Here is a 14,699-nt window from a genome sequence, read left to right as displayed (position 1 = left end):
TATGTTACTGGTTGTTATAATTAAATATAATAATTAATCAGTTGAAAGTAGGAATAAAAATGGATATCAAAAAAATGAAGGAGCACCAAAAATACATTCGTAATTTTTCGATTGTAGCGCATATTGATCATGGTAAATCAACTTTAGCTGATCGTATTTTAGAAATGACAGATACAGTTGCTAAACGTGATATGCAGAATCAATTGCTTGATGATATGGATCTTGAAAGAGAACGTGGAATTACTATTAAGTTAAATGCAGTTGAATTAAAATATCATTCCAAAGATGGTCATGATTATGAATTTCATTTAATTGATACACCTGGACACGTGGATTTTTCATATGAAGTATCTAGAAGTTTAGCTGCTTGTGAAGGCGCCATTTTAGTTGTAGATGCTGCACAGGGAGTTGAAGCTCAAACATTAGCCAATGTTTATTTAGCAATTGATGATGATCTAGAGATTGTACCAGTTATAAATAAAATTGATTTGCCATCTGCACAACCAGATATGGTAAAAAAAGAAGTAGAAGATGTTATTGGATTGGATGCAGACGATGCTGTTTTGGCAAGTGCTAAGAAGGGAATTGGAATTGAAGAACTATTAGAAAAAATTGTTCATGAAGTTCCTGCTCCTCAAGGTAATGTTGAAGATCCACTTAAAGCTTTGGTCTTTGACTCTGTTTATGATGATTATCGTGGAGTTGTATTAAGTGTTCGCTTGTACGATGGTACTGTTGAACCAGGAGATAAAATTCGTCTAATGAATAGTGGTAGCGAATATGAAGTTACCGAAGTAGGTGTGAACTCTCCTCATCCAGTTAAGAGAGATTATCTTATGTCGGGTGATGTGGGATATATTACTGCAAGTATTAAAGATATTACCCAAACTAGAGTGGGTGATACTATTACTAAAGTTGATAATCCTGCTGAAAAGGCTTTACCTGGATATCGTGAAATGGAACCTATGGTTTATTCTGGATTATATCCCACCGATAATGCCAAATTTGGTGATTTAAGAGAAGCACTTGAAAAGCTTAAGTTAAATGATGCAGCTTTGGAATTTGAACCGGAATCATCACAAGCCTTAGGATTCGGTTTTCGTTGTGGATTCTTGGGTCTATTGCATATGGATGTAGTTCAAGAACGTTTAGAACGTGAATTTAATCTTGACTTAATTACCACTGCTCCATCTGTTACTTATCATGTTGAAACCACAGATGATGGTGTAAAAGATGTTGAAAATCCTTCTGAAATGCCAGATGCATCTGAAATTAAAAGCGTTGAAGAACCATTTGTTAAAGCAACAGTAATGGTTCCTAATGATTATGTAGGTCCAGTGATGGAACTATGTCAAGATCGCAGAGGACAATTTGATACTATGGAATATATTGATGACTATCGAGTAAATGTTGTTTATTATATTCCATTGTCAGAAATTATTTTTGACTTCTTCGATAAATTAAAATCTGCAACAAGAGGTTATGCCTCATTAGATTATGAAATTTCTGATTACAAGCCATCTGATTTAGTGAAAATTGATATTCTATTAAATGGTGAAAAAGTGGATGCACTTAGCTTTATTTCTCATCGTTCTTTTGCTGCAAGTCGTGGAAGAGTAATCGTAACTAAGTTAAAAGATATTATTCCTAGACAAAACTTTGAAATTCCGGTCCAAGCTGCTATTGGGGCAAAAGTAATTGCTAGAACTAATATTAAAGCATATAGAAAAGATGTTACCGCTCATTTATATGGTGGTGACCGTACTAGAAGAATGAAGTTACTAGAAAAGCAAAAAGCAGGTAAGAAACGTATGAAGTCTGTTGGTAAAGTTGAGATTCCTCAAGCAGCATTCATGGCAGTCTTACAAACTGATGAAGAAGAAAAAGGTAGTAAATAATTTGACGATGATTTAAAAATTATATATTATTATATTTAATAAAGAGTCTTTAACTTAGTCCCGTGAGGCTAGTAAGATACGGCGAATCTTAATTAAGTCTACTTACCCATACACGGTTAAGTAGGCTTTTTTGCTAAGTTAAAACTACTCTTAATTTTTAATTAAGGTGGTATTTTAAATGAAAAATAAAGATGTTGTTCTAGATGTTGATGAAAAACCAGGATTCTTTTTATGGTTAATGTTATCAATGCAGCACCTATTTTCAATGTTCGGTAGTACAGTGATTGTTCCACTACTAGTGGGACTTAGCCCTAGCATTGCATTGTTTGCATCAGGAATAGGTACTTTGCTTCATATTTTAATTACCCAAAAGAAAATTCCTGCTTATATGGGGTCTAGTTTTGCCTTTATTGTTCCGATGAAATATTTAATGCAGGCAACTGGGTATCCTGGTATTGCTCAAGGTGTTATTGCAGTTGGATTAATTTATTTAACAGTTGCACTTATTATTTGCTTCTTTGGTTCTGACTGGATTGATCATATTTTACCAGCAGTAGTAGTAGGACCAATTGTAATTGTAATTGGTTTATCTTTAGCTGGTAGTGCCGCAAATAATGCAATGATGAATAATGGCAAATATGATTTAAAATTTGTTTTTATTGCTCTAACTACATTATTATTGGCTATAGCATTTAATATTTATTTAAAAGGGTTCTTAGGATTCATGCCAATTTTGTTAGCGATTGCTTGTGTATATATAATTTCTATTTTTATGGGTGAAGTTAATTTAAATACAATTGCTAGTGCACCTTGGTTTGCTATGCCTAAATTTGAAATTCCATTTGTTTCATATAATGTTCACTTAGAATGGGGTGCTATATTGGCCATTGCTCCAATCGCTTTTGTTACAATTACTGAACATTTAGGGCACATAATGGTCTTAAACGAATTAACGGGTCGTAACTATTTTAAGAATCCAGGCTTAAGCCGTACTTTAAGTGGTGATGGGATGGCATCTATTTTTGCTGGTTTAGTAGGCGGCCCAGCAGTAACTAGTTATGGTGAAAATATTGGTGTGATGGCTATTACTAAAATTCATAGTGTTTATGTACTGATTGGAGCTGCTTTATTTGCAATTATTTTCTCATTTGTAAATAAATTAAATGTTATTATTATGCAAATGCCATTACCGGTGATTGGTGGAATTAGCTTTTTGCTGTTCGGTACAATTGCTTCAAGTGGAATTAAAATTTTAATTGAAAATGATATTGATATGAATATTAAACGTAATTTGATGATTGTTTCATCTATTTTAGTAATTGGGGTAGGTGGCTTTATGCTAAAAATTGGAACATTACCACTGAATGGATTAGCAATCGCAACTTTGTTAGGAATTATGTTAAATTTAGTTTTACCAAAAGAAAATAAATAATTTTGCTTTAAATACCGATTAAAAATGGTGATATTAATGATATAATTATTATGTATGTTTACATGTATAAGTATACCAAACCATTTTTAATGGGTATTTTTTATTGAAATAGTATATGAAAAAATTAAGGAGAGGTATTAAATATGAATAAACCATATTTATCTGTAATAGTAGCTTGCTACAACGTTCAAGATTACGTTGCTGCTTGTCTTGAATCTATTGCACAAACCGATTTTCCTAAAGAAAATATGGAAGTATTGATGATTGATGATGGCTCCACTGATGATACATCAGCTATTGTTGATCAATATGCAAAAAAATACGATTCTTTTAAGGCATTACATAAAGACAATGGTGGAATTAGTTCTACTAGAAATTATGGAATAAAACATGCCCAAGGGGAATACATTGCTTTTGTTGATGGGGATGATTTAGTTCCAGCAGATGGATATTCTAAGTTATCTTATAATGCAAATCAAAATAATGCAGATGTAGTTGTGGGATTTGTTAAACGTTTTGATAAAAATCGTTATAAGAATTCTTACTTACATTCCTTTGCTATCCACGATAACGCTAATAATACTAACATTTATGATAATCATGATTTGTTATATGATACTACAGTTTGGAATAAATTATATCGTCGTAATTTTTTACTAGACAATGATATTAAATTTATTGAAGGTATTATCTATGAAGATATACCTTTTACCTTACAAGTACATTTAAAATCTAAAGTTACTAATATAATTGAAGATGTGGTTTATAAGTGGCGTTGGCGTGAAAGTAATGATTCAATCACTCAAAGTAGAAGTGCATTATCTAACTTTCAAAGTAGACTAGATGCTTTAGATATATGTCGAGATATGCTAAAAAAAGTTGGCCAAGGTGCAAATAGTCCTTTATTTAAAGACTTTAAATATAAGATTTTATTCTTAGACATTTTTATATTTATTGAAAATATTGGTGACAATGAAGAAAGCTATATTTATAAAGCACAAGAAATGGTTTATAAATTTTTACGTGATTGGAATCTGTGGGATTCTAAACCAATGAATAATTTACCAGTTAAACAACAAGTTGTTTATTATGCATTAAGACATGGTGAATTTAATATTCTTGACACTTATACTTATCGTCAATCAGTTGGACATTTTAAAAAAGGTTTTCATGGATTATCATATAAATATTATATGCCAGAAATATTTGATTATAGTGATGAAATATCTTCGGCAATTGAATTAGGTAATGATAATGCAAAAATTAATCAAAAAATGACCAATTATAAAATTGACGAAGACGGCCAGTTTATTGGTCGTGGTTTCTTTATTATTAGAAATATGAGATTGTCTAAGCACTTACTTAGTTTAGGTAATGTTAATGAATTGTTTTCAGCTAAGTTAGTTAATATTGATAGTGATAAAGAAATGAAAATCAATATAAATAGGCCGAAAACATCATTGCCTCAAAGATTATTAAATGCTCGTGGTAAATGGACCAATGCTAGATATCAATTTAGTTTTGATATTAATGATGCTATTGAAAAGCTAGGATTAGGAACTTGGAAAATTCTAATAACTGATTTGATTGCCAACAAGTATTTGGTAAGTCGTTATGTTGCGGATCCTAATAAAAAGACTAGAAATAAATTTATTCTACCTTATGTAAATGAAGACAAGCATACGAAAATTAGTGCTCGTTTTAATAGTGTTAATGATTTTGTAATTAAATCAAATAGTTTATATCAAGACGATATTAAATCCCCAATTATTTCTAATGTTTTAAAATCAGGAAAGAACTTAGTATTTGATGTTATAAATACTGGTAACAAACACATTAAGGCTGAGCTTATAATGCCAGATGAAACGCATATTATTGGTAAGGTTAATGAAAATAACATTGTTTTTGATAACGCTGGTTGGAATACAAACATGCTTAATCAAAAAGCCTTGTTAGTTATGAAAGATAGTTTTACTAATAGTCAGATTAATTATGTATTTGATCAAAATAAACCAAGTGCTCAAATTAATACTGATGATAATATGAGTTACACTGTATTTTATAATAATAGAGATGGTATTGAAATTATCTATGAAAATACACCTTTTATTACTAATAGTATTAATCTTAATTCGTCTAATTTATTAAAATTATCCATTAATATTCCTGATTATCTGAAAAATGAAAATTTGAATATTAATAATAGTAAAATTGAAATGATAAGTAGTGATAAAACCGTTAGAAAAGTTTTTGATAACAGTAATAATGATTTTCAATTAAATGGGGATTTATTATCTTTAAATTTTCAAATAACTAATAAAGAAAAGAACCAATTAAATATTTTATCAGGTAAATATATTTTTAAAGTTTATTTATATGTTAATGATAAAATTAAAGTCTTTAGATTATTAACTGATGAATCACATTTAGTTCCTAAACAGGATCTATCTTTTAATGGTAAAGATAAGATATATTATCAAATCCAGAATAGTAATAATAATGATTTAGAACTTAAAATTAATCAACCTTTTTCAAATTTTATTGATTCTAAAAAGGTATTTAGATCACTTTCATACTCGTTATTATATCCATTTATGCGTTTTCTACCATTAAGAAAAATTATGGTATTTGATTGTTATTGGTCTAGTAAGTTTGATAGTAATGAAAGATTAATGTATGAATATATGCAAAAAAGTCATCCTGAAATTAAAACAGTTTGGTTTTTTAAAAATATTCAAACACCTATTAATGGTGGAGCCACTAAAGTTAAAGTAAATAGCTTTATGTATTGGTATTATTTAGCTGTTTCTAAATACATTATTCAAAATACTAATATGCCTAATCGATATGCTAAACGTAAGGGTCAAATTGAAGTAGAAACACTTCATGGAACCTTTTTGAAACATATGGGATTTGATGAGCCTCATTTTAAATTTGCTAGTCATGGAGTTCAAAGTCGTTTTGCTAAGAGAAATCGTCGCTGGGATTATATGGTAGTACCTTCTGATTATATGGGTGAAATTGCTACTAAAGCTTTTGATTATGATCAAAAATTAATCAAGTCAGGTTTTCCTAGAAATGATGAATTATATACCAATAACAATGATGCTTATATCAATTCAGTTAAAAACAAATTGGGGATTCCATTAGATAAAAAAGTAATTTTATATGCACCAACTTATCGTGAAGATGAAGGTTTTGATTTTCAACTAAATTTAGATAAAATGCAAGCCAAACTTTCTGATAAGTATGTATTATTAGTTAGATTGCACTATTTTGTGGCTCACTCAAATAGTTTTTATAGTAATCCGGGTTTTGTTTTTGATGTTAGTGATTATAATAATATTAATGATCTATATTTGATTAGTGATGCAATGATCACAGATTATTCGTCAGTAATGTTTGATTATGCACATCTAAAACGTCCAATGTTATTTTATGCTTATGATAAAGATTGGTACTTGGATGATGAAAATCGTGGTGTTTATTTAGACTATGATAAAGAGATCCCAGGTCCAATTATAAAAACTGAAGATGAATTGATTAATCGTATTCAACATTTAGATGCGGTTGCAGATAATTATCATGATAAATTGATTGATTTTTATGATAAATTTGCTCAATATGGACAAAATGGTGATGCTTCAAAAGAAGTAGTAGAAAAGATTTTGTCTACTAAAAATAGTGAATTAGATCAAGTCCCTGAAAAACGTTTAATTTCTAGAAAATTTGGTCATTTATTTAAGGTTAATTATTTACAGGCTTCTATTCTTAATAGATTATCTAATATGCTTACTAAAAAGAATATTATTATTTTTGAAAGTTTCTTTGGAACTCAATATTCAGATAATCCTAAAGCTATTTATGAATACATGAAAAAGAATCATCCTGAATATAAGATGTATTGGAATGTAAATAGGGAGTATGTTGATTACTTTAAAGAAAATAATATTCCTTATGTTATTAGATTTAGTTATAGCGGGATATTAAAACAAGCTAAAGCAAAATATTTTGTTACTAATGTTAGAAGACCATTTAGATGGAAACCTGGTAAGGGCACTAAATTAATTCAAACTTGGCATGGAACACCATTAAAGACATTAGCTGCTGATGTTAATTTGGTTACGATGCCTGGAATTAACGCTGCTAGATATCATAAAGATGTATTTAAAGATAATCGTCGTTGGGATAAAATGATTGCTCCTAATATGTATTCTGCTAATATTATGCAAAGAGCATTTAGAATGAATGCTAATCAAATGATGCTAGATGGTTATCCAAGAAATGACGTTTTAGTTAATTCTTCATGGAAGGATATTGCTTCAATTAAAGAAGATCTAAATATATCTGCAGATAAGAAGTTATATTGTATGCCCCAACTTGGCGTGATAATGAATATGTTAAGGCTAATGAATTTACTGCAAAATTACATTTGGACCTTGCAAAAATTAAAGCACATTTTGGCAACAATGTAATTGTTTTAGTTAGAACTCATTATTTAATTGCTAATAATTTAGACTTATCTGATTATTCAGATATTGCTTTAAATGTTAGTTTATATCCAGATATTGCTGAATTATATTTAATTAGTGATGTTTTGATCACAGATTACTCATCAGTAATGTTTGATTACGCTGTTCTAAAACGTCCAATGATTTTCTTTACTTATGATTTAGATGATTATGCTAATGAAATTAGAGGCTTTTACTTTGATTTTGTTAAAGATGCTCCTGGTAAAATAGTTAAAACTAATGATGGGGTTATAGATGAACTTGATCATATCTTATCTGGTAATTGGACTATGAATGAAAATTATAAAAAATTCATTGATAAATTTACTCCATGGATGGATGGAAAATCATCTGAACGTGCTGTTAATCAATTCTTAAATGACGATAATATGAATGAGAATTTTGACGATAATATTTCTAAATATAATCTACAAAATGAAATGAAAATTCATGATGGAGCTTCATTATGGAACTCTGGAAAAGATTTTGCAGACCATGAAGATGTTGACTTTTCTCATAATTATAATGATAAAGGTATTACTGTTAGAGTTATTAAAGTTATGCAATTAATGGATCCTGATTTTAAGGAAAAAATTGGAATGAAGTATGTCTTAATACAACTTAATGGAAAACAGCTATGGGTCAATATTGAAGATCTCTATTAAAAATAAAAAAGTCATTAAAGTATATTAATTGCTTTAATGACTTTTTTATTGATATATATTTCACTTGTTTAATTAAAATGTATATAATAATTAATAAAATCGCTTACATTTTTTGAAAATACCCTTTATTTTATTAATTAAATAGGTTATAATTTATTTTGTTATGAAGTTCACAATTAAAAAATGCTGATTAATCATTATATTAAGTATTGTTTCATTGATTAATTGGCTGTTTATATTATTTTTGTGGCTGTGTTTGTATTAAGTAAAAATATTTAAATGTGAATTATAAATTTGATAGATAAATAATTCACAATATAATGATTTGATTTTATAGATAGGGGTATTGATATTATGCAAAAGTCTTCAGATGCAAAAAAATCAACAAAGACTCCAAGAACTATTTCTTGGTCTAGTACTATTATGTACTTTGTTATTTCGTTAGTTATTAATGCGATGGGAAATGTTTTAACATTAGTTACAAGTGTTAAAATTCATCCTTCATTTTTAGGATCAGCTTATTGGACAGCTGCTGAAAATAATCTAGGATTTGCAGTTCTAGGAAATGGACAATGGGTTCTGTTTTGGGCATTCTTTGGACTAGGAATGTTGATTGCTGTATTCAATGCCATTTTAGTTGGACATTGGAGTTGGAGCAGAATTATTGGTAATGCTGCCTTCTTAGGACCATTTTCATTGTTAATAAATTACTTTAATGGATTAGTTACCCAATGGTTACCAGAAGCTCATAGTATTGGCATGATTTTACTATATGTTTTCTTAAACTTCTTTGGAGTTGCTTTAATTGCAATCGCAATTTCTATTTACCAACGAGTAAATATTGCTCTACATCCAGCTGATGACTTAATGCAAATTCTTAGATTTAAATATTGTGGTGGTAATGCTGCCAAAGCAATGTGGTTCTCATATATTCCACCTACAATAATGGCAATTATCGCTATTATTATTACTCATCAATTTACTAATTTCGGTTTAGGAACTGTATTTGCCTTCTTCTTCCAAGGTGGAATTACAGGTATTGCAGATGCTTTTGTATTTAGAAACTTAAAACATCAAGCTATTGATGTTGGATCAACAAAAGAATAATTGATTCAAAAGTCTTGTTTAATGTTTAGTAGCAAGACTTTTTTATTAATTGGTGGACAATTTAAATAACTTAATATAAACTTTATATTAAGTATATTATTTGTCATGGATATTTTATTTAATATTTTTTAGTTGGGAGGTGTGATAGATGTTAAATAGAACAAAAAAGTTTTTAAGAGATAATGGATATTATTATAAAAAAACATATATCAGACCACTACTTACACCCGATAATGTTTATGTTTTTAGATTCGGAAAAAACGATTAAATAATCGATTGATTATTAGATACGGTCATCGTTGGACTGGAAGACAAAAAATTAATGAGATTGATTTAAGACTTCATAAACAAAAGCATCCTCGAATTTTCAAGGATGAAAATTCTTTGCTGATATATTTAGAGGGACACTTAAAGCAACATGAAGAAAAATTAAAACAAATAAAGGAACAAAAAAGAAAAGAAGCTGAAAATAGTGCGTCCGATTAGTTGGATGCACTATTTTTGTATATTTGATAGGAGCATCAATTTGGATATTATTAATTATTTATCAAATGATTCTACTGAAAAAATTGCTAAAAAATTACTAGGCAATATAATAAATGTTAAAGATAATTATGGTAATATTTTTAGTGGATATATAGTTGAAGATGAAGCGTATTTAGGGATAAATGATAGAGTTTGTCATTCTTATAATAATTATCATTCAAGCAAAAATAATTCTATGTATTTAAGAGCAGGGACTATTTATATTTATTCTATGTTTGGGCATAATCTGTTGAATATAATCACTCAATCTGAGGGGATACCAGAAGGAGTATTGATTAGAGCAGTTCAACCGATTAAAATAACAGATGCTATGATTAATAATAGAAATAAAAACAATTATGAAATTACTAATGGCCCTGGTAAATTAACTCAAGCTTTTAACATTAACCTCAATTTAAATGGTAAAAAATTAGATGAAGGCCAATTATCTTTAGATATTACTAATGTAGCTATACCTGAACATATTAGTTCATCAGCTAGAATTGGCATTAAAAATAAAGGTATGTGGGATAGTAAAAAATTACGATTTTATGTATCTGCTAATCCCTATGTTTCAAAAATCAAAATGAATAATTGTAATTTCAAAACATACGGATGGACGAATAAGGAGAATTTAAAATGCAATGGACAAAACTTTCAGTATTAACCAATAATGAATCACAAGATGCAGTAATAAATATTTTAATGGATTTTGGTTCACTAGGAGTAGAAGTGGAAGAACAAAATAATGAAACAGTAATTACTTCTTATTTTCCAGAGGATTTTAATATTAATGATCAGATTCCATTAATTCAAAAGAGAGTGGAAAAATTAAATGAATATGGATTAAATCCGGGTAAAGGTAAAGTTATTTCTAAAGAATTAAGTGATAATAATTGGAGTAAAGAATGGGAAAAATATTATCATGCAACTAGAATTACAAAATATCTTACAATTTCTCCGGTATGGGAGAAATATAAAAAATCTTTTGAACAAGAAATGGTTATTAAATTAAATCCCAAAAAAGCATTTGGAACGGGAGTTCATCCAACAACCAAATTATGTATGCAAGCTATGGAAATTTATCTAAGAGAGAATCAGTCGATTTTAGATGTTGGAACAGGTTCTGGAGTTTTAAGTATTGCTGCAAAATTAATGGGTGCGGATTCAGTTAAAGCCTATGATTATGATGATGATGCTATTGAATCTGCAAAAATCAACATTAAACTTAATGGCTATGAAAATGAAATTCCGGTAACTAAAAATAGTCTATTAGATGGGTTAAAAGAAAAAAGTGATGTTATTTTGGCAAATATGTTACCTGAAGCGGTATTACCTTTAATACCACAGGCAAAAGACACATTATATGCAGGTGGATTTATTATTATTTCTGGAATTATTAATGAAAAACTAGATATTACATTACAAACGCTCCAATCTAATGATTTTATTTTAGATCAAGTAATGACATTAGGTGATTGGCGTGGAATTGTTGCTCATTTAAAAGAGGAAGGTGAATAAATAAGATGCAACACTATTTTACTGATAAGACTTTAAGTTTAAATGAAACTTTTTTAATGTCTGATGATATTGCTCACCATTTTATATCGGTATTAAGATCTAATAATGGGGATAAATTTGAAATTGTTGATAGTAATCATAAACTTTTTATTGCAGAAGTTATTGATAAAGATGCAAGTGAAGCTAAAGTAATAGAAATAAAAAATAATTCAGTGGAATTACCTGTAGACGTGACAATTATTTGTGGGTTACCCAAAAAAGATAAATCTGAATTAATTGTTCAAAAAGCAACTGAACTAGGTGTTGATCATATTATTTTCTTACAAACAGCTTGGTCAATTGCACAATGGAAAAATAACAAAGCATCTAAAAAAATTAATAGATTAAGTAAGATTGTTAGAAGTGCAGCTGAACAATCCCACCGTAACAAAATACCGGATGTTAAATATTTAGATTCTATAAATGATTTATTGAAGGAATCATATGATCATAAGTTAATTGCTTATGAGGAATCTGCTAAAAAAGGTGAAAAGGCTGATTTAATTAATTCCTTAAACAATACTAAACCAGCTGATAGCATTGCTGCCTTCTTTGGACCCGAGGGAGGTATTTCTCCTGATGAAGTATCTAAACTTAAAGAAAATGGTTATAAGACTTGTGGTTTAGGTCCTAGAATTTTGAGAACTGAAACAGCACCTTTATATTTTCTTTCATCAATTTCAATGTGGTTTGATTTGTTAAAGTAAAAACTAAACAATTATGATAGAATTTATAAAAATGATTAAAAAGAAGTGATTAGAATGTCTAAACATAAAGTATGGTCTGCTGAAGACTTATTTAATGAAGTTAATAAATATATGAATAAAGATCACGTTGACATTATTAAAAAAGCATACAATTATGCTGCTGATTGTCATGAAGGGCAATCTAGACAATCTGGAGAGCCATATATTGTTCATCCAATTCAAGTAGCTAGTATTTTAGCTCAACTAAGAATGGACCCGGAAACTATTAGTGCTGGATTATTACATGATGTTGTTGAAGATACTAATGCGACTTTAGATGACATTGATGAAAAGTTTGGCAAAAATGTTGAAATTATTGTTGATGGGGTAACTAAGCTAGGCAAAATAAAATATAAATCTAATCAAGAACAATTAGCCGAAAACCATAGAAAACTTTTATTGGCTATGTGTAGCGATATTCGTGTAATGATTGTTAAGTTAGCTGATCGTTTGCATAACATGAGGACTTTAAGACATTTGAAACCTGAAAAGCAGTGGCGTATTTCTAATGAAACCCTTGAAATTTATGCACCTTTAGCTGATAGATTAGGGATTGGAACAATTAAGTGGGAACTTGAAGACATCTCACTTCGTTATTTAAATCCTCAACAATACTATAAAATAGTTCATTTAATGAACTCTAAGCGTAATGAACGTGTTGCATATGTAAATGAAGCTGTTAAAGAAGTTAAAAAGCAAGTTAGCGACATGAATTTACCTAATGTTGAAGTTTATGGACGCCCTAAACATTTATACTCAATTTATCGTAAAATGGTTATTAAACATAAAAAATTTGGACAAATTTATGATTTATTGGCTGTTAGATGCATAGTCGATTCAATTAAAGATTGTTATGCGGTATTAGGTGCTATTCATACTAAATGGTCACCAATGCCTGGACGCTTTAAAGACTATATTGCAATGCCTAAAGCTAATATGTATCAGTCACTTCATACCACTGTTTTTGGTCCAGGTGGCAAACCACTAGAAGTACAAATTAGAACTAAAAAGATGCATCAAATTGCTGAATATGGGGTTGCAGCTCATTGGGCTTATAAAGAAGGGATGACTGATGAAGTCCAAGCTTCTTCTGATAATAATCGTTTAAACTGGTTTAAACGCATTATTGAAATTCAAGAAGATACTGATAATGCATCTGAATTTATGGATGGTGTTAAAGGTGAGCTTTTTGGTGACCACGTTTATGCTTTTACACCTCAAGGTGATGTTTTAGAATTACCTAAGGGTGCTGGTCCTTTAGATATGGCTTATTTAATTCATACAGATGTTGGTAATCATACCACTGGTGCTAAAGTTAATGGAGTGATTGAGCCTTTAGACTATGAGATTAAAACGGGTGATATAGTTACCATTATGACATCGACTAGTTCAACTGGACCTAGTCAAGATTGGGAAAACTTGGTTACTACTAGTCGAGCCAAACACAAAATTAGACAGTTCTTTAGACATAAAGATCGTGAAAAGAATATTGCAATAGGTAAAGATTTATTAAATCAAGCTATTAAAGATAATGGTTATGATATTAGTGATGTTTTAACAAAACCCAATATGGATAGATTGCTTAATAAAACTTATTATAAAAGCATTGATGATATGTATGCCGAATTGGGTTTTGGCAATAAGCAACCCAATGGTTTAGTTAATATTTTAACTTTACAAATTCGTGATGATGCTGAGAAAAAACGTCAAGAACAAGAACAAAAAGATATTTTAGAAAATCATCAGACTATTGAAAAAAATAATGATCATCCTAACAATAAAAATAGTAAGTTAAATAAACCTTCTGATGGAGTTGTTATTAAAGACGTAGACAATTTATTAATTCGATTAAGTCATTGTTGTGCACCTGTTCCAGGAGATAAAATTGTTGGATATATAACCAAAGGTAGAGGAGTTTCAGTTCATCGTGATAACTGTCCTAATGTTATAGAAGATGATGATCGTCTGGTTAATGTAAATTGGGATATTCCTGATGATTCACATACTTTGTTTAATGCATATGTTCAAGTTGAAGGATATAACAGAAACAGTATGCTTAATGATGTTATTAAAAATGTTAGTGGTGTATGTAAGCAAATTAATTCTGTTGAGGGAAGAGTTGATCATGATAAAACCGTAACTATTTCTTTGAAAATAAGTGTTAAAAATTTAGCACAATTGGAAATGGTTATGAATCATGTTAAGAATGTTCATGATGTTTATTTTGTTAAAAGACCATTTAAATAAAAAGGAGT

Annotated in this window: 7 protein-coding genes and 2 pseudogenes; all 9 read left to right on the top strand. The window is 29.3% G+C overall.

The annotated features are described in order from the left end of the window. Positions 1-59 precede the first annotated feature (59 nt). The 9 genes and pseudogenes from lepA to C7N41_RS05300 all read left to right on the top strand — a co-directional run bounded on the left by lepA (position 60) and on the right by C7N41_RS05300 (position 14,691). On the top strand, positions 60-1,898 hold the full coding sequence (lepA, locus tag C7N41_RS05345; RefSeq protein WP_105964685.1) for a translation elongation factor 4: 1,839 nt from the start codon (positions 60-62) through the stop codon (positions 1,896-1,898). Positions 1,899-2,076: 178 nt separating this feature from the next. Then, on the top strand, positions 2,077-3,330 hold the full coding sequence (locus tag C7N41_RS05340; RefSeq protein ID WP_105964684.1) for a solute carrier family 23 protein: 1,254 nt from the start codon (positions 2,077-2,079) through the stop codon (positions 3,328-3,330). Positions 3,331-3,473: 143 nt separating this feature from the next. Beyond that, a pseudogene (locus C7N41_RS05335) lies at positions 3,474-8,506 on the top strand (CDP-glycerol glycerophosphotransferase family protein). Positions 8,507-8,860: 354 nt separating this feature from the next. Beyond that, positions 8,861-9,613 (top strand): fructose permease, encoded by a 753-nt coding sequence (locus C7N41_RS05325; RefSeq protein WP_105964681.1) that lies wholly within the window; start codon positions 8,861-8,863, stop codon positions 9,611-9,613. Between the two features lie 148 nt (positions 9,614-9,761). Further along, positions 9,762-10,099, top strand: a pseudogene (locus tag C7N41_RS07965) (hypothetical protein). Between the two features lie 40 nt (positions 10,100-10,139). Continuing rightward, on the top strand, positions 10,140-10,805 hold the full coding sequence (locus tag C7N41_RS05315; protein ID WP_225362872.1) for a DNA-3-methyladenine glycosylase: 666 nt from the start codon (positions 10,140-10,142) through the stop codon (positions 10,803-10,805). Next, positions 10,778-11,659, top strand: coding sequence for a 50S ribosomal protein L11 methyltransferase (gene prmA, locus C7N41_RS05310; RefSeq protein ID WP_105964680.1), 882 nt, complete (start codon positions 10,778-10,780; stop codon positions 11,657-11,659). Before C7N41_RS05315 ends, prmA begins: the two co-directional genes overlap by 28 nt. 5 nt (positions 11,660-11,664) lie before the next feature. Beyond that, positions 11,665-12,405 (top strand): 16S rRNA (uracil(1498)-N(3))-methyltransferase, encoded by a 741-nt coding sequence (locus C7N41_RS05305; protein ID WP_105964679.1) that lies wholly within the window; start codon positions 11,665-11,667, stop codon positions 12,403-12,405. 54 nt (positions 12,406-12,459) lie between these two features. Continuing rightward, positions 12,460-14,691: a RelA/SpoT family protein gene (locus C7N41_RS05300; RefSeq protein ID WP_105964678.1), complete on the top strand. Its 2,232-nt coding sequence runs from the start codon at positions 12,460-12,462 to the stop codon at positions 14,689-14,691. The last annotated feature ends 8 nt before the right edge of the window (positions 14,692-14,699 follow it).

The organism is Apilactobacillus micheneri, from assembly GCF_002993975.1.
Classification (GTDB): domain Bacteria; phylum Bacillota; class Bacilli; order Lactobacillales; family Lactobacillaceae; genus Apilactobacillus; species Apilactobacillus micheneri.
This window is presented reverse-complemented; position numbering and strand designations above follow the sequence as displayed.

Bases quoted from the DNA above. Each gene is read 5' to 3' on its own strand.
- lepA (WP_105964685.1), top strand. From the start codon at position 60: ATGGATATCAAAAAAATGAAGGAGCACCAAAAATACATTCGTAATTTT.
- C7N41_RS05340 (WP_105964684.1), top strand. From the start codon at position 2,077: ATGAAAAATAAAGATGTTGTTCTAGATGTTGATGAAAAACCAGGATTC.
- C7N41_RS05325 (WP_105964681.1), top strand. From the start codon at position 8,861: ATGCAAAAGTCTTCAGATGCAAAAAAATCAACAAAGACTCCAAGAACT.
- prmA (WP_105964680.1), top strand. From the start codon at position 10,778: ATGCAATGGACAAAACTTTCAGTATTAACCAATAATGAATCACAAGAT.
- C7N41_RS05305 (WP_105964679.1), top strand. From the start codon at position 11,665: ATGCAACACTATTTTACTGATAAGACTTTAAGTTTAAATGAAACTTTT.
- C7N41_RS05300 (WP_105964678.1), top strand. From the start codon at position 12,460: ATGTCTAAACATAAAGTATGGTCTGCTGAAGACTTATTTAATGAAGTT.